We start from the raw sequence: 15,471 nt of genomic DNA on the forward strand, positions 1-15,471 counted from the left end.
CTCGTGGCGCTGAGCGCCCACTCGTGGCGCTGAGCGCCCACTCGTGGCGCTGAGCACCCACTGACCCCGGAGTGCATCACCAGGTACGCATGGATGAGTCGCGTACGCCTTGAATGGGACATCAATGTCTCACATGGGTTATCGTCGTCTCATGGCTGTTGATCGCGCACATGTACTCCGCAGCGCCGCCGCGCTCCTCACCCGTAAGTCCACGGCCACCATGGACGAGGTCGCCAAGGCGGCCGGGATCAGCCGGGCCACGCTGCACCGCCAGTTCGCCGGGCGGGACGCGCTCGTCCGGGCCCTCGAAGCCCTCGGCATCGAGGAGTGCGAGGCCGCGCTGGACGCGGCGCGCCCCGCCGAGGGGCCCGCGAGCGAGGCCGTACGTCGGCTGGTGCGCGAGATCGAGCCCGTCGCTGGACTGCTCTCCTTCCTCTACACGGAGAACCAACTCTTCGAGGGCGAGCAGCAGAACGAGGGCTGGGAGCGGCTCGACGCCCAGATCGCCGCCCTGTTCCGACGTGGCCAGGAGAGCGGCGAATTCCGTATCGACCTCACCCCGGCCTGGCTCACCGAGGCGTTGTTCGGGCTGATCGCGTCCGGTGCCTGGGTCGTCCTGAGCGGCAAGGTCGCCGCAAAGGACTTTCACCACATGATCGTCGAGCTGTTGCTCGGTGGCGCACTCCGGAGGGAATCATGACCAGCACACAGCAGTGGACGGCGGCGACGGAGGTGGAGAAGCGCCCCGGGCGCTGGCTCGCGCTGGCCGTGCTCGTCCTCGCCGTGCTGTTGGTGGCCGTCGACGCGACCGTGCTGGGGCTCGCCACCCCGTACATCAGCGAGGATCTGAAGCCGTCCGGCACGCAGTTGCTGTGGATCGGTGACGTCTACTCGTTCGTGATCGCCGGCCTGCTTGTCTCGATGGGCAGCCTCGGTGACCGTATCGGCCGTAAGAAGCTGCTGCTCATCGGCTCGGTCGCGTTCGGTCTGATCTCCTTGCTCAACGCCTATGCGAGCACTGCGGAGTTGATGATCGTGGCGCGGGCGCTGCTCGGCGTCGCGGGCGCGACCCTGATGCCCGCCACGCTCGCGCTCATCCGTCACCTCTTCCACGATCCGCGTGAACGCAGCCTCGCCATCGGCATCTGGGGCGCGACCTCCTCCGCGGGAGTGGCGGTCGGCCCGATCGGCGGCGGATTCCTGCTGGAGCACTTCTGGTGGGGCTCCGTCTTCCTCATCAACCTCCCCGTGATGGCGGTCCTCGTTCTCGTCGGCATGAAGCTGCTGCCCGAGTCCCGCAATCCCGAGCCCGGCCCGTGGGACCTCAGCAGCGTCGCCCTGTCCCTCGTCGGCATGGTCGGCATCGTGTACGGGGTCAAGGAGGCCGCCGCGCACGGGGTGAGCGGGCAGGCGGCTGCGGCGGGTCTGCTCGGCGGCCTCGCGCTCTTCGGCTTCGTACGCCGTCAACTCGCCCTGGATTCACCGCTGCTGGACATGCGACTGTTCCGTAACCGTGGCTTCTCGGCGGCCGTGCTCGCCGATCTGCTGACCATTCTCGGTCTGTCCGGGCTGGTCTTCTTCCTCTCGCAGTATCTGCAACTCGTTCAGGGGATGCGGCCGTTGATGGCGGGTCTTGCCGAACTGCCCGCCGCGGTGGGCGCGGTGGCGGCCGGTCTGATCGCGGGCACGGTAGCGCGCCGGTACTCGGTCCGTGCCGTCGTCGCGGGCGGGCTCGCCGCGATCGGCCTCGCGCTGGCCACGCTCACACTGCTGGGCCAGTCCACCGGCTACCCGCTGCTCGGCAGCGCGCTGCTGTTCGTGGGCGTCGGCGCGGGCTTCTCGTTCACCGTGACCGCCGACGTGATCCTCTCCAGCGTGCCCAAGGAGCAGGCGGGCGCCGCGTCCGCGGTCTCCGAGACGGCGTACGAACTCGGCGCCGCCCTCGGTATCGCGCTCCTCGGCTCCATCGTCACCAGTGTTTACGCCGGCTTCACGGCTCCGGCAGGTACGCCCCCGGAGGTGGCCGCCGCGGCACACGAGTCCCTGGGCGGTGCGGTGGAGGCGACGGCGGGCCTGCCGAACGCGGAGGCGCTGCTGGATGCCGCCCGCGCTGCCTTCGTCGACGGGCTCACGCTCGCGGCGGGTGCCGGCGCGGTGGTGCTGCTCGGCGCGGCGGTGGCGGCGTGGTTCCTGCTGCGGGGTCAGCGGCTGGAGGGCGGGGCGGAGCACCCGTAGCCGCCGTGCCCGCACACAGCTCAAAGCACGTGGTCAGGGGGTCCTTTAAGCTCGCTTTCGCCTTCACCTGATGGTCTTGGTCGCGTACCCGATGTCGTCCCACACGGCTGAAGGAGCCACCGACCATGACACGTCGTACCCGTAAGACAGTTTTCGTCGCCGCCACCATGCTGGCCGCCGCGGGTCTGGCCGGAGGCGGCGTCGCCATCGCCGCCGACGGTGACGAACCGCCGCGCGACAAGGTCGAGTTCGTCGTCGAGGAAGGCACGTCGAAGAGCGGAACCAGCCTCTACGACCGAGAGGACTGCCCCGAGAAGAACGGGACCGGCGGCAGCAGCCCGTCCGAGTCCACAGGCGATCCCGCCGAAGCGCTGTGACCGCCGCAGTCCCGTCTCCTGGAGGCCGCGAGAGCCTTGACGGCCGTGAGAGCTTCGACGGCCGGGAGGACAAGCTTCTCGAGGAGGCGCTCTTCGAGGTCAAGCGGGTGATCGTCGGCCAGGACCGCATGGTGGAGCGGATGTTCACCGCGGTCCTGGCCCGCGGGCACTGCCTGTTGCAGGGCGTGCCGGGTGTCGCCAAGACGCTCGCCGCGAAGACCCTGGCCGAGGTCGCGGGCGGAAGGTTCGCGAGGCTCCAGTTCACTCCGGACCTCGTACCGTCCGACATCTCCGGCACCCGGATCTACCGGCAGTCCAGTGAGACCTTCACCGTCGAACCCGGCCCGGTCGTCGCGAACTTCGTCCTCGCCGACGAGATCAACCGCGCCCCCGCCAAGGTGCAGTCCGCGCTCCTCGAAGTGATGGGCGAGCACCAGGTCTCCATCGGCGGCACCACCATCCCCGTCCCCGAGCCGTTCCTCGTACTCGCCACCCAGAACCCCATCGAGTCCGAGGGCGTCTACCAACTCCCCGAAGCCCAGCGCGACCGCTTCCTGCTCAAAGTGGAGATCGCCGCCCCGAGCGAGTCCGAAGAACTCGCGATCCTCTACCGGATGAGCGTCGACCCGCCGCGGGCGCGCCCCGTCCTCACGCCGGAGCGGCTCATCGCGCTCCAGCGCACCGCCGACGAGGTGTTCGTGCACCACGCGATCGCCGAGTACGCGGTACGGCTGATCGTCTCGACCCGTGAACTCGCGAGCCGCGACGGCCGGCTGGCGCACGGTGCGGGACCTCGCGCCACCCTCGGCCTGGTCGCCGCCGCCCGCGCGCTCGCTCTGCTGCGCGGCCGGGGCTACGTCCTTCCCGGGGACGTACACGATCTGGCCCACGAGGTCATCGCGCACCGGCTCGTGCTGTCCTTCGACGCGCTCGCCGACGGCGTCACCGGAGCCGAGATCGTCGACGAGGTGCTGGCCGCGGTGGAGCAGCCACGGGTCAGTCCGCGCCACGACCTCGGGCCCGACCCGGAGGGGAATGCGGCATGAGCGGCAGCACCCCGAGCCTGCGCGAACTCACCCCCGAACAAGCCCTGAAACACTTGGAGTTGCTCTTCACCCGCCGCCCCGACGGCCTCCTCCAGGGCGATCACACAGGGCTGGTGCCCGGTCCCGGCAGCGAGGTGTCCGAGACCCGTCCGTACGTCATCGGGGACGACGTGCGCCGGATGGACTGGAGCGCCACCGCGCGCACCACCGTCCCCCACGTGCGGCTCACCCTCGCCGACCGTGAACTGACCACCTGGATCGTGCTCGACGCCTCCGCGAGCATGGACTTCGGCACCGCCGACATGGAGAAACGGGATCTGGCCGTCGGCGCCGCCGCGGCGGTCGCCTTCCTCACCGAACGGGCCGGGAACCGGATCGGCGCCCAGATCACCGGACCCGACGGTATCCGGCGGATCCCGCCGCGCACCGGCCGCGCCCATCTCCTCAGAGTCCTGCGCGCCGCCCTGGACCGTCCCCGTGTGGCACCCGGCCCGGCCGCCGCCGGTCAGAGCCTCGCCGACGCCCTGTACGCGCTGCGCACCCTGCCCGGCCGCGGCCTCGTCGCCGTCGTCTCCGACTTCCTGGAGACCGGCTGGGAGCAGCCACTGCGCACCATCGCCCACCGCCACCAGCTGCTCGCGGTCGAGACGGTCGACCCCCGCGAACTGGAGCTGCCCGACGTCGGGTTGCTCACCGTCGTCGACCCCGAGACCGGCCGCAAGCGCGAAATACCCACCAACGCACGGCGGTTGCGCGAGCGGTACGCCGCGGCGGCGCTGGAACAGCGGGCGTTGATCAAGGCCTCCATACGCCGGGCGGGCGCGGCCCATCTGCGGCTGCGCACGGACCGCGACTGGGTGCGTGATGTCGTACGCCATGTCGCGGCCCAGCGGCGCAGGACCGGAGGCGGTGCCGCGTGAACGCCCGGCCCGCGCAGGTGAGCGACACATCACCGCCGTCCGCATCCGTCATCCGGGAGCTGTCATGAGTCTGCGTTCCCCCGGCTGGCTGCTGCTCCTGGTGCCGCTGCTCGCGCTGATCGCCGTGTATCTGGTGGTGCAGCGCCGACGCGGCCGGTACGCCGTCCGGTTCACCAACCTCGATCTGCTGGACAAGGTCGCGCCCAAGCAGCCCGGCTGGCGCCGGCATGTCCCCGCGGCCGCCTTCTGCGCCATGCTCTGCCTGCTGATCGTCGGCTTCTCCCGGCCCACCACCGAAGTTCAGGTACCGCGCGAACGGGCCACGATCGTCGTCGCCTTCGACGTCTCGGCCTCCATGGAGGCCACCGATGTCGAGCCGACCCGCTTCGAGGCGGCCCAGCAGGCGGCCCTCGCCTTCGTCGACCGGCTGCCCGAACGCTTCAACGCCGGGCTCGTCCCCTTCAGCGGCACCGCGAACGTGGCGGTGCCGCCGACCACCGACCGGGCCGCGCTGCGCACCGCCATCGAGCGGCTCACCACCGGCGAGGGCACGGCGATCGGCGAGGCCGTCGTGGCCTCGCGCGACGCCGTCCGCATGCTCGACCGGGAGGCCGAGCGGCGCCCGCCCCCCGCGCACATCGTGCTCCTGTCGGACGGCTCCAACACCACGGGCCGCTCCATCGAAGAGGCGGCCCAGGAGGCGGCCGGCGACCGGATCCCGGTCTCGACCATCGCGTACGGCACGGAAGGGGGCACCATCGAGCTGCCCTCGGGCGACAGCGTCCCCGTTCCTGTGGACGGCCCCGCTCTGGAGAACCTCGCTGCCAGCACGGGCGGCGACTTCCACGAAGCCGCGACAGGAGAAGAACTCCAGGCGGTGTACGAGGACATCGGCAGCTCCGTGGGGCATCGCACGGAGGAACGCGAGATCTGGCAGTGGTTCGTGGCTGCGGGGCTGCTTGCGGCACTGGCTGCCGCAGCGATGTCCCTGCTCTGGTTCTCGAGGTTGCCGTGACGGCTGCGACGCGCTCCGCTGGAAGGGCGGTTCGGCACTGCGGGTCCGTCGGGGCTGGTCGCTCCCCCAAGTTCTCGGCTTCGCTCGAACCCGGGGCCCCCATCGCGGCGGAGCCGTATATGTCACAGCCCCGCGCCCCTTCGAGGGGCGCGGTACCGCACCGGACTTCGGAAAGTCCGCTTGCCACGGCCGCGGCCCCGACCAGTTCCACTTCCGTGACCAAGGAGGAGCTTTCGTGTCCGACAACCGATACACCGGCCACCCGGGACCCGCGGCCCCTCCGGGCCCCGGGCCCGACGGTCGCGACCATCCGTACGGTGACGCCGGACGTGCGGACGATGGCTGGTCGAGGCCGGAGGCCGGCGACAGGTACCCCGGTCTGGCCGCGGCGCGCGGCGGCGCCTTCGGCGGCGCGGGCGCGGTCGCGCCGTCACATGAGCCGGATGCCGGTGCGAAGCCGGGCGCCCAGGCCGGCGGCCCATCCTCGGGTGGGCCTGCCGACCCCCCGCATGTCGGCCTCGGAGAGCCCCGCGGGCCCGCGTTCGTGCCGGGCCGGCCGCCGCCGGCCTTCGGGCCGCTGCCGCAGGCGGACCGGACACCGGAGGCGTATGCGTCCCCGTACGCCACCCCGCAGGCACCGGCCCAGCGGGCTCCCCGTAAGCCGCGGCCGGTCGTCGCGGCGGTGATCGCCGCCGTGCTCGCGGGTGGGGCCGCGGGGTACGCGGCCGGGGGCTTCGGCGAGTCGGACTCCGACGCGCCCGCCGCCGCGCAGGACGTCGGTGGGCTCGAAGCCGTCGCCGCGCGGGTGCTGCCCAGCGTGGTGTCGATCCAGACGGACGACGGGCAGGGCTCGGGGTTCGTGTTCGACGAGCGCGGCCGGATCCTCACCAACGCCCATGTGGTGGCGGGCAGTTCACAGGTGTCGATCGAGCTGCAGGATGGCCGGCGGCTTCGTGCGGACGTGCTCGGCGATGATCGCGCCAACGACGTGGCCGTCCTCGAACCCGAGACGGCACGCGGTCTGCGCGCCGCCGATCTGGCCACCGGCGCCCGGCCCGGCGTGGGCGACACCGTCCTCGCCATCGGCTCCCCGCTGGGCCTGAGCGGAACCGTCACCTCCGGCATCGTCAGCGCCCTCGACCGCTCCGTACGGCTCGGCGAGGGCGGCGAGCGGCGCCCCGCCCTGCAGACGGACGCGTCGATCAACCCGGGGAACTCCGGCGGACCCCTGGTGGACGCAAGGGGGCGCGTCATCGGCATCAATACGGCCATCGCGACGTTGGACCAGCAACGCGGTGGTTCCATAGGCATCGGGTTCGCCATCCCGGTGGCCGACGCCAGGGAAGCCGCTCAGGCGATCATCGACGGAAGTTAGCGGCAGGGGGTGGAGCAGCCATGAGGCTCCTGGTGGTCGAGGACGAAGAAGACCTGGTTGTCGCGCTCAAGGTCGGCCTCGTCAGGGCCGGGTACGCCGTCGACGTCGCCCCGGACGTCGACACGGCCACGGAGAAGCTGGCCGTGAACGACTACGACCTCGTCCTGCTCGACCTCAATCTGCCGGACGGCGACGGGTTCTCGGTGTGCCGGGCGGCACGAGCGACGCCGGGCGGACCTCGCATCCTGATGCTCACCGCCCGAGACCGGCTCGCCGACCGGGTCCGCGGCCTGGACGAGGGCGCCGACGATTACCTGGTGAAACCCTTCATGCTGCCCGAACTCCTCGCCCGTATCCGCGCCCTGCTGCGCCGCGAGGACGGCGGCACTTCGGTCGTCGAGGTCGGCGAACTCCGCCTGGACACTGCCCGCTTCGAGGCCTTCCGCGGGGACCGCCCACTCCACCTCACCCCCAAGGAGTTCGGCGTCCTGCACTACCTGATGACCCGCCCCGGCCGCGTCGTACCGGCCGAGGAACTGCTCGAACACGTCTGGGACGAGAACGCCGACCCGTTCACCAACACCGTGCGGGTCACGGTCGGCTCACTGCGCCGGAAGATCACCGGAGACGAGGAGCCCCTCATCGAGACGGTGATCCGGCAGGGCTACCGGCTCAAGGAGGACCACGGGCTCAGGGAGGACACGGGATGAACGGCCACCGCCGCCGGGGCCGGCTGATCGCCGCACTCCGGCTCGTGCGGGCGAAGCTGCGTCTGCCCGCCTTCACCCACACCATCCGCTTCCGTCTCACCGTCCTCTACTCCGGCCTGCTGTTCGTCCTCACCGCCCTCGTCCTCGGCGCGACCTACATCGCGGTCGAGCGCAGCGGCGAGGCGCACCCCGTCAGCAATTCGTTCCCGGCGAAGAAGTACATCAACGGCGTCTACATGGGTGAGTTCGACGCCGTGAAGCTCAAGGAGGTCGAGGCCGCCGTCAACTACTCCACCCTGGACAACCTCCGCCGCTCCTCCTTCTTCGTACTCGGCGGCCTCGGCGTCACCAGCCTCGCCATCGGCTGGATCCTCTCCGGCCGGGTACTGCGTCCCGTACGGGCCATCTCCCGTACGGCAGCCGACATCCAGGCCACCGACCTCTCGCAGCGCATCCGGCTCGACGGGCCGAAGGACGAGCTGCGCGACCTCGCCGACACCATCGACTCCATGCTCGACCGGCTGGACGAGGCCTTCCGCGCCCAGCGCCAGCTCATCGACGACGCCTCGCACGAACTGCGCAGCCCGCTCGCCATCATCCGCGCCAACCTGGACGCGGTCCTGACCACCGAGGAGTCCGACGAGGCGGAACGCAGGGCAGCCGCCCGCAGCGTGGACCGTGCGACGACGCGTATGACCCGTCTGGTCGAGGACCTGCTGGCGACGGCCCGCCGTACCGCGCCCGCGCTCGCCGACGCCGACGTGGACCTGGCGGCGGCGGCCGGCGAGGCCTGCGAGGAGTTCGCGCCGCTCGCCGCCGAGCGCGGTCTCGTCCTGCACCGCCACCTCGCCACGGGCCTGACGGTCATCGGCGACCACGACGCGCTGCGCCGGGCAATGGGCAACCTGCTCTCCAACGCCGTACGACTCGCTCCGCCCGGCACCCGAATCATCGTCACGGCAGGCCGCTCGGAGGGCTGGCTGTGGACGTCGGTGCAGGACGAGGGCCCCGGCATCCTCGACGACGACCAGGTACGAGTCTTCGACCGCTTCTGGCGAGCGAAGGGCAACGGCGGTGGCCGCGACCGCCACGCGGGCCTGGGCCTCGCCATAGTCCGCCAGATCGTGGAGTCCCACGGCGGCCAGGTCCGCCTGTTCTCCCGGATGGGAGAGGGCTCGACGTTCGTCCTGTGGTTCCCCGCACCGGGTGCCGAGCACGTGGACGGCGGGCCACCAGAAGAAAGGCCCGCGCCCCTTTAGGGGCGCGGGGAACTGCGCGACCAGCCACCACGAACCCGCAGCCGACAAACACCTTGTAGTGCCCGGTGCTTGGTCGCCCCTGCTCAACCCGGCGGAGCGCTTACGCCGCTTTGGCCTTCGTGGCGTACATGTCGACGTACTCCTGCCCCGACAAACGCATGACCTCCGCCATCACCGAGTCGGTGACGGCACGCAGTACGTACCGGTCGCGATCCATGCCCTCGTACCGCGAGAACTCCATCGCCTCACCGAAGCGAACCGTGACGCGCCCGGGACGCGGCATGCCCGCGCCGCCCGGCTGGAGCTTGTCGGTGCCGATCATCGCGAACGGAACGACCGGCGCGCCGGTCATGAGGGTCAGGCGAGCGATGCCCGTACGACCGCGGTAGAGGCGGCCGTCGGGGGAGCGGGTGCCCTCCGGGTAGATGCCGAAGATCCGGCCCTCCTCCAGGATCCGGCGGCCGGTCATCAGCGCCGCGACCCCGCCGTTCGCACCGTCCCGGTCCACCGGGATCATGCCGACACCGGTGAAGAACCAGGCCATCAGGCGGCCCTTGAGGCCCTTCCCGGTGACGTACTCGTCCTTGCCGATGAAGAAGACCTGACGGTCGCAGACCAGCGGCAGCACGATCGAGTCGATGAACGTGAGGTGGTTGCCGGCCAGGATGACCGGTCCGGAGCCAGGGATGTGCTCCGCGCCTTCCACTCGTGGGCGGAACATCAGGCGCATGATCGGTCCGAGCACTGCCTTGATGAGCGCGAAGCGGGACAACGGGCCCTCCGGTGTCAAGGGAAAGAGAAGAGTCTCTGCAGGTGAGGACGATACTCGTGGCACCCGGGGTATTGCACACCGGGTTCACGCAGTGGATACGCAGTGTCGCTACTTGTTTACCTGGGGTGGCGCGCTGTTGCACGCCCGACACCTGGACGAGATGTGTGACAAATGCCGCATCCATCAAGCCCGGGTTCCCTCAACTCCCGCACCTCATACGACACTCAGCATCATCCGCGTATTCCGTCCCAGGTCTCCCGCCTGTCACCCAAGGGCACCTACGATCGTCCGGATTTGGCAGGTGCAGGGCAGCAACCGGAGGAGCGCTCATGGGGACGCAGGGGTTGGACGAGCAGGGTCGGGGCACGGGACGGCGAGCACTGCTCGGGGCCGCCGTGCTGGGCGTGGGCGGAGCGGCCCTCGGGCTGCCGGGCGCGGCAAGAGCCGCCGAGCAGCGCGGCGGCAGGGGCTACAAGAGCCTGCCCGTGCCGACGATCATCGGGCACCGTGGGGCCAGCGGCTACCGACCGGAGCACACGCTCGGCGCGTACCAACTGGCCCTCGACATGGGCGCGCACGTCATCGAGCAGGACCTCGTCCCCACCAAGGACGGCCACCTCGTGTGCCGCCACGAGAACGACATCACGGGCACGACCGACGTCGCCGCGCACCCGGAGTTCGCCGACCGCAAGGCCACGAAAGTCGTCGACGGCACCTCCCTCACCGGCTGGTTCACCGAGGACTTCACGCTGGCCGAGCTGAAGACGCTGCGTGCCAAGGAGCGTATCCCGGGCACGCGCCCGCACAACACGCTCTACGACGGCCGCTGGGCGATCCCCTCCTTCGAAGAGGTGCTGCGCTGGGCCGACCATGAGACGAAGCGCCGCGGCAAGCAGGTCTGGCTGCATGTCGAGACCAAGCACCCCACGTATTTCCGCAAGCTGGGACTCGGCCTGGAGGAGCCGCTCGCGAAGCTGCTGCGCAAGTACGGTCGGCACAGGCAGGACTCGCCTGTCTTCCTGCAGTCGTTCGAGCCGACCAGCATGCAGAGGATGAGTCGGCTGGTCGGCACGCCCAGGGTGGTGCTGCTGTGGACGCCCGACGACCGGCCGTACGACTTCATCGAGGTGGGCGACCCACGCACCGTCGCCGACCTGGTCAAGCCCGAAGGCCTTGAGTGGATCGCCTCGTACGCGCAGGGCATCGGCCCCCTGCTCGACCTGATCATCCCGAAGGACGCGAGCGGCAACCTCACCACGCCGACCACACTCGTCGACGACGCGCACGACGCGGGCCTGATCCTGCACCCGTACACGATGCGCAACGAGAACTCCTTCCTGCCCGCGAACTTCAGGAAGGGCACCGATCCGAACGCCTACGGCGACGTGTTCGGTGCCTTCCAGGTGTACTTCGAGACCGGCATCGACGGCATCTTCACCGACAATCCGGACACCGGTCTCCTCGCCCGCGAGGACTTCGTCAACGGCTGAGGTCAACTGCCGAGGTCAACGGCTGAGCCCCGATGCAGCGGTTGGGGTGAAAAACGGTCGCTCCGGGCAACCTCTCCCGGGGCGACCGCGTCGTGCCGCATATGACGTATGACATGTCTGCCACGGATATGGCAGCCACGTATGTTTCCGCCATGGGCATGGTCGGCGCGCTGAGCCCGCTGCTCGCCGCCGAGGCCTCCGCGGAGGCGCATGCCTCCGGGGTCGAGCCCGGCGACCTCGAACAGGCCGTCTGGCTGCGGCTCCTGGAACGCCTCGACGGGGACGGTCCGCCGTCCGATCCTGCCGACTGGCTGCGCATCGCCGTCCGCACCGAGGCCCGCCGCACCCGTCACGCCGCCGGCATCGAGCTGCCGTACGCCACCGAGCCCGCCGACGACAGCGGCCCGGACCCGGAGCAGCTCGCGCTCACCGCGGCCCGGCGTCGCGCCCTGCACTCCGCCGTGCGCCGGCTCCCTGGCCGCTGCCCGCGTCTGATGGCTGCGCTCTTGTCCCCGCAAGACCTGACATACCGGGAGATCGCAGGGGAGTTGGGTATCTCACAGGGCAGTCTTGGCCCGGAACGTTCCAGATGCCTGGGATGTCTGCGTCGAATGCTCGCCGCGGAGGTTGCGGCCGACGAACCGCGGGGATAGGAGTGAGGGACAACCGGCGGAACAGGTGAGCGGGAGGCATGCACACATGGGCATGAGCGTGACCATCTCGGGGGCGACCGAGCAGGACGCCGAACAGATCCTCAAACTGCAGTTCCTCTGCTACCAGAGGGAGGCCGAGCTGTACGGCGACTACAGCATCGAGCCCCTCACCCAGAGCCTCGCCTCCCTCAAGGCGGAACTGGCGAGCGGCACGGTCCTGGTGGCCCGGCTCGGCGACGAGGTGGTGGCCTCGGTGCGCGGCTCCGTGGACGCGGACGGGACGGCGCGCATCGACAAGCTGATCGTTCACCCCCGCATGCAGCGGCACGGCCTGGGCGGACGACTGCTCCAGGCCATCGAGGCGAAGCTCTCCGAGGGCGGCGCGGTCAAGAGCTTCCAGCTGTTCACCGGGCACCGTAGCGAGCACAATCTCCAGCTCTACCGGAGGCACGGCTACGAGGCCGTGGCCAGGCGGCGCATCCACGAGCGCCTCACGCTGGTGACGCTGGCCAAGCCGGTGGAGGCGGGCGCGTTCGTCGCGAGTGCCTAGCTCCGCTCCGCGGCAGGCGCCCTGGTACGCGCCTTGCGCAGCCAGAACATCGCCGTGACCGGGAGCAGTACGGGGATGAACAAGTACCCCATGCCGTAGTCCGACCACACCGTGGCGTCCGGGAAGGCGGAGGGGTCCGCGAGGGTCCAGGTGCCCACGGTCAGTACGCCCGCGAGCTCGGCGGCGCAGCACACCAGCGCCGCCTTGCGGGCCGTTTCGCCGCCGCGGACCAGGGAGTACGTGATGAAGCCGTACACGAGGCCGGCGACCGCGGACAGCGAGTAGGCGAGCGGCGCCTTGTCGAACTCCGTCGCGATCTGCACGACGGAGCGCGAGACTGCGCCGACGACCATCACGCCGTACAGCCAGACCAGCAGCATGCCCGGACCGCTGATGAGCCGCGTCCGCGCGGGCTTCTCCTCGGTCACAGGCCCTCAGCCTCCCCAGATGTCATAGAGCCGCACCTGAAGCACGGCGAGCACCACACCACCGGCCGCGACCGTCACCGAGCCCCAACGGGTGCGCTCCGCAAGCGACATGAAGCCCGCCGCCGGGATACAGGCGAACGCGCCGATCAGATACGCCACGAAGATCGTCGTGCCCTGCTCCGGCTTCTCACCGCGCGCCAGATGGACGATCCCGACCACCATCTGGACCAGGGCGAGCAGTGACACCACCGCCATACCGATGAAGTGCCAATCCTTCGTCGGCTGGTCGCGATAGGCGGCCCAGCCGCACCACGCGGCGAGCACGAGCGCGGCGACGGCGGTCGTCCACGTCAGGGCATCAAGCATGCTCAGACCCTATTACGGGCCAAAAGAGGCGGCGCCCGCGCCCCTGCCCGCGCTCCTGACCGCCCCGTGGTGCAGTTCGGTGCTCTGATGCTGCATGCTGGGCAGTTCAGCAGGCCCGACGGTCCCTGAAGGTTACGGAGCGGCGCATGACGAACACCTTCCCCGACATCTCCCTCAGCACGGAGCGGTTGGTGCTGCGCCCTCTCGAGGACGACGATGTTCCCGCCCTCACCGAGATGATGAACGACGAGCTGGTCGTCGCCTGGACGCCGGTGCCCCAGCCCTTCACCGAGGGCGCGGCCCGTACCTGGGTCACCGACGAGGCACCCGTCGAGCGCACCGAAGGCCGGGGTATCGCCCTCGCCGTCACCGAGTTCCTCACCCAGCGTCTGGTCGGCGTCATCCAGCTGAGCAAGGCCAACTGGCATGTACGCGCCACCGAGATGTCGTACATCATCGCGCCCTGGGCACGCGGCGAGGGCTACGCCTCCGAGGCCGCACTCGCCACCGCCCAATGGCTGCTGCGCGACCAGAAGTTCGAGCGCCTGGAGCTGCGTACGGCGGCCGACAACACCGCCTCCCAGCAGGTCGCCCAGAAGATCGGCTGTATCAGCGAGGGCGTCCTGCGCGGTGCCTGTATAGCCAGGACCCGCACGGAGGACGGCGGCTGGGCCGACCTGCGTACGGACTACATAGTGTGGAGCCTGCTCCCCGAAGACCTCGACGGCGTCGGCGAGGAGTCCGCCGACTCCGGCGGTTTCACGTACTCCGACTGGAACTGACCGGAACCAAACGGAGGGGCGGCCGCCGCGACCCCCACCCACATCACCACAAGTCACCAGGTACGCTCACGGGGCTCCACACTTCCCCACTCCGGGCTTCTCCCCCCACTCTCGACTTCGCTCGAGCGGGGGACCCCATGAGCGGGAGACCCCCATCACCACACGACCTGCGAAGACTTCGGGAGACTGACGACGATGGCCGACCGGGTCACGGTGATCGGCTGGGACGGCTCGCCACTGACCGACGCGGCGCGCTCCGCACTCGGCGCCGCCACACTGGTGGCCGGCGCGGCCCATCACCTGGCGCTGCCCGAAGTGCCCCTGGCCGCCGAACGCATCCGGCTCGGCAGCGTCGGCCTCGCCGCCCGCCGTATCGCCGGACACCGCGGCAGCGCCGTGGTCCTCGCCGACGGCGACCCGGGCTTCTTCGGAGTCGTACGCACCCTGCGCGCCCCCGAGTTCGGCCTCGAGGTCGAAGTGGTGCCCGCCGTCTCCTCGGTCGCCACCGCCTTCGCCCGTGCCGGAATGCCCTGGGACGATGCCCAGGTGGTCGTCGCCCACCGCCGCACCCTGCGACGCGCCGTGAACGTCTGCCGCGCCCACACCAAGGTCGCCGTCCTCACCTCGCCCGGCGCAGGACCGGCCGAACTCGGACTGCTTCTCGAGGGAGTCCACCGCACCTTCGTCATCTGCGAGGAACTCGGCACCGACCGCGAACAGGTCACGATCCTCACCTCCGACAAGGCCGCCGATCACACCTGGCGCGACCCGAACGTGGTCATCGTCATGGGCGGACCCGTCGCCCCGGCCGAACGCGGCGGCTGGATCGCCGGACGCGACCCGGGCGCAGGACCGCGCGGCTGGGCCCTGCCCGCCGAGGCGTACGGCGGCGCGGTCGGCGAGGGCGAGAACGAGCCGCTGCGGGCCGCTCAACTCGCCCATCTGGGGCCGCGCGTGGGCGACCTCGTATGGGACATCGGCTCCGGCAGCGGTGCCTTCGCCACGGAGGCCGCGCGCTGCGGCGCCGGGGTCATCGCCGTGGACCGCGACCGGGACGCCTGCGCCCGCACCATGGACGCCGCCCGCCGCTTCGGCGTACAGCTCCAGATCGTGCAGGGCACCGCGCCGCACATCCTGGAGAACCTGCCCGAACCCGATGTCGTACGCGTCGGGGGCGGGGGGGCCGCGGTGGTCTCCGCCGTCGCCGACCGGCGCCCCCAGCGGATCGTCACGCACGCCGCGACACGCGACGAGGCCGAACTCATCGGCAGGGACCTGACGGAGCACGGTTATCAGGTCGAGTGCGCGCTTCTGCAGTCCGTCGAACTGGACACCCGCGCCTGGACGGAGAAGGAACGCAGCGTTGCTTTCCTGCTTACAGGCAAGCAGGTGCGGCGCGATGGGGATACCCCCGGGCGTTGAGCACGGGGGGAGCCTCGTTGAGGGGTGGTGGTCGGGCGACGGGCGGGATGCCCGATCGCGCCCCGTGATCC

At 70.6% G+C, this 15,471-nt stretch carries 17 protein-coding genes; 14 read left to right on the plus strand and 3 right to left on the minus strand.

The genetic code is table 11. The features are described from left to right. Positions 1-151 precede the first annotated feature (151 nt). The 9 genes from ACFYO0_RS17470 to ACFYO0_RS17510 all read left to right on the plus strand — a co-directional run bounded on the left by ACFYO0_RS17470 (position 152) and on the right by ACFYO0_RS17510 (position 8,937). Entirely contained in the window at positions 152-700 is a 549-nt protein-coding gene (locus tag ACFYO0_RS17470) for a TetR/AcrR family transcriptional regulator (RefSeq protein WP_388676157.1), read from the plus strand. After that, positions 697-2,235, plus strand: coding sequence for an MFS transporter (locus ACFYO0_RS17475; RefSeq protein ID WP_388676160.1), 1,539 nt, complete (start codon positions 697-699; stop codon positions 2,233-2,235). Before ACFYO0_RS17470 ends, ACFYO0_RS17475 begins: the two co-directional genes overlap by 4 nt. Before the next feature lie 125 nt (positions 2,236-2,360). After that, positions 2,361-2,612, plus strand: coding sequence for a hypothetical protein (locus ACFYO0_RS17480; RefSeq protein ID WP_388676163.1), 252 nt, complete (start codon positions 2,361-2,363; stop codon positions 2,610-2,612). Then, positions 2,609-3,658 (plus strand): AAA family ATPase, encoded by a 1,050-nt coding sequence (locus tag ACFYO0_RS17485; protein WP_388676166.1) that lies wholly within the window; start codon positions 2,609-2,611, stop codon positions 3,656-3,658. Before ACFYO0_RS17480 ends, ACFYO0_RS17485 begins: the two co-directional genes overlap by 4 nt. Next, the gene (locus ACFYO0_RS17490; protein WP_388676168.1) at positions 3,655-4,578 is read left to right on the plus strand and encodes a DUF58 domain-containing protein; all 924 of its coding nucleotides are present in this window, start codon (positions 3,655-3,657) and stop codon (positions 4,576-4,578) included. The genes ACFYO0_RS17485 and ACFYO0_RS17490 overlap by 4 nt, the downstream gene beginning before the upstream one ends. A 64-nt stretch (positions 4,579-4,642) precedes the next feature. Beyond that, the gene (locus tag ACFYO0_RS17495; RefSeq protein ID WP_388676171.1) at positions 4,643-5,593 is read left to right on the plus strand and encodes a VWA domain-containing protein; all 951 of its coding nucleotides are present in this window, start codon (positions 4,643-4,645) and stop codon (positions 5,591-5,593) included. A gap of 235 nt (positions 5,594-5,828) precedes the next feature. Next, positions 5,829-6,968 carry a trypsin-like peptidase domain-containing protein gene (locus tag ACFYO0_RS17500; RefSeq protein ID WP_388676174.1) on the plus strand — a complete coding sequence of 380 codons (1,140 nt, stop codon included), beginning with the start codon at positions 5,829-5,831 and terminating at the stop codon, positions 6,966-6,968. Between the two features lie 20 nt (positions 6,969-6,988). Continuing rightward, positions 6,989-7,678 carry a response regulator transcription factor gene (locus ACFYO0_RS17505; RefSeq protein ID WP_388676178.1) on the plus strand — a complete coding sequence of 230 codons (690 nt, stop codon included), beginning with the start codon at positions 6,989-6,991 and terminating at the stop codon, positions 7,676-7,678. Continuing rightward, positions 7,675-8,937, plus strand: coding sequence for a sensor histidine kinase (locus tag ACFYO0_RS17510; RefSeq protein WP_388676181.1), 1,263 nt, complete (start codon positions 7,675-7,677; stop codon positions 8,935-8,937). The genes ACFYO0_RS17505 and ACFYO0_RS17510 overlap by 4 nt, the downstream gene beginning before the upstream one ends. Positions 8,938-9,037: 100 nt before the next feature. Here ACFYO0_RS17510 and ACFYO0_RS17515 read toward each other — a convergent pair whose 3' ends face one another. Further along, complete coding sequence (locus tag ACFYO0_RS17515) at positions 9,038-9,709, minus strand: lysophospholipid acyltransferase family protein (protein ID WP_388676183.1); 672 nt, start codon at positions 9,707-9,709, stop codon at positions 9,038-9,040. Positions 9,710-10,038: 329 nt separating this feature from the next. Between ACFYO0_RS17515 and ACFYO0_RS17520 the strand changes: the two genes are divergently transcribed. The 3 genes from ACFYO0_RS17520 (at position 10,039) to ACFYO0_RS17530 (ending at position 12,402) form a co-directional block, all read left to right on the plus strand. After that, on the plus strand, positions 10,039-11,199 hold the full coding sequence (locus ACFYO0_RS17520) for a glycerophosphodiester phosphodiesterase (RefSeq protein ID WP_388676186.1): 1,161 nt from the start codon (positions 10,039-10,041) through the stop codon (positions 11,197-11,199). Between the two features lie 113 nt (positions 11,200-11,312). Continuing rightward, a complete protein-coding gene (locus ACFYO0_RS17525) occupies positions 11,313-11,852 on the plus strand; it encodes an RNA polymerase sigma factor (protein ID WP_388676189.1) in 540 nt (179 codons plus the stop codon). Between the two features lie 46 nt (positions 11,853-11,898). After that, positions 11,899-12,402 carry a GNAT family N-acetyltransferase gene (locus ACFYO0_RS17530; RefSeq protein WP_388676192.1) on the plus strand — a complete coding sequence of 168 codons (504 nt, stop codon included), beginning with the start codon at positions 11,899-11,901 and terminating at the stop codon, positions 12,400-12,402. Here the strand turns inward: ACFYO0_RS17530 and ACFYO0_RS17535 are convergent. After that, positions 12,399-12,782, minus strand: coding sequence for a hypothetical protein (locus tag ACFYO0_RS17535; RefSeq protein ID WP_386344706.1), 384 nt, complete (start codon positions 12,780-12,782; stop codon positions 12,399-12,401). The two genes, ACFYO0_RS17530 and ACFYO0_RS17535, sit on opposite strands and share 4 nt — an antisense overlap. Positions 12,783-12,836: 54 nt before the next feature. Next, a complete protein-coding gene (locus tag ACFYO0_RS17540; RefSeq protein ID WP_388676195.1) occupies positions 12,837-13,196 on the minus strand; it encodes a hypothetical protein in 360 nt (119 codons plus the stop codon). 146 nt (positions 13,197-13,342) lie between these two features. Here ACFYO0_RS17540 and ACFYO0_RS17545 point away from each other — a divergent pair, with 146 nt between their 5' ends. Both ACFYO0_RS17545 and cbiE read left to right on the plus strand, forming a co-directional pair. Beyond that, entirely contained in the window at positions 13,343-13,978 is a 636-nt protein-coding gene (locus tag ACFYO0_RS17545; protein WP_386344644.1) for a GNAT family N-acetyltransferase, read from the plus strand. A 195-nt stretch (positions 13,979-14,173) separates the two neighbouring features. Beyond that, on the plus strand, positions 14,174-15,400 hold the full coding sequence (gene cbiE / locus ACFYO0_RS17550; RefSeq protein WP_388676199.1) for a precorrin-6y C5,15-methyltransferase (decarboxylating) subunit CbiE: 1,227 nt from the start codon (positions 14,174-14,176) through the stop codon (positions 15,398-15,400). The last annotated feature ends 71 nt before the right edge of the window (positions 15,401-15,471 follow it).

Source organism: Streptomyces sp. NPDC006365 (assembly GCF_042870755.1).
GTDB lineage: Bacteria > Actinomycetota > Actinomycetes > Streptomycetales > Streptomycetaceae > Streptomyces > Streptomyces xiangluensis.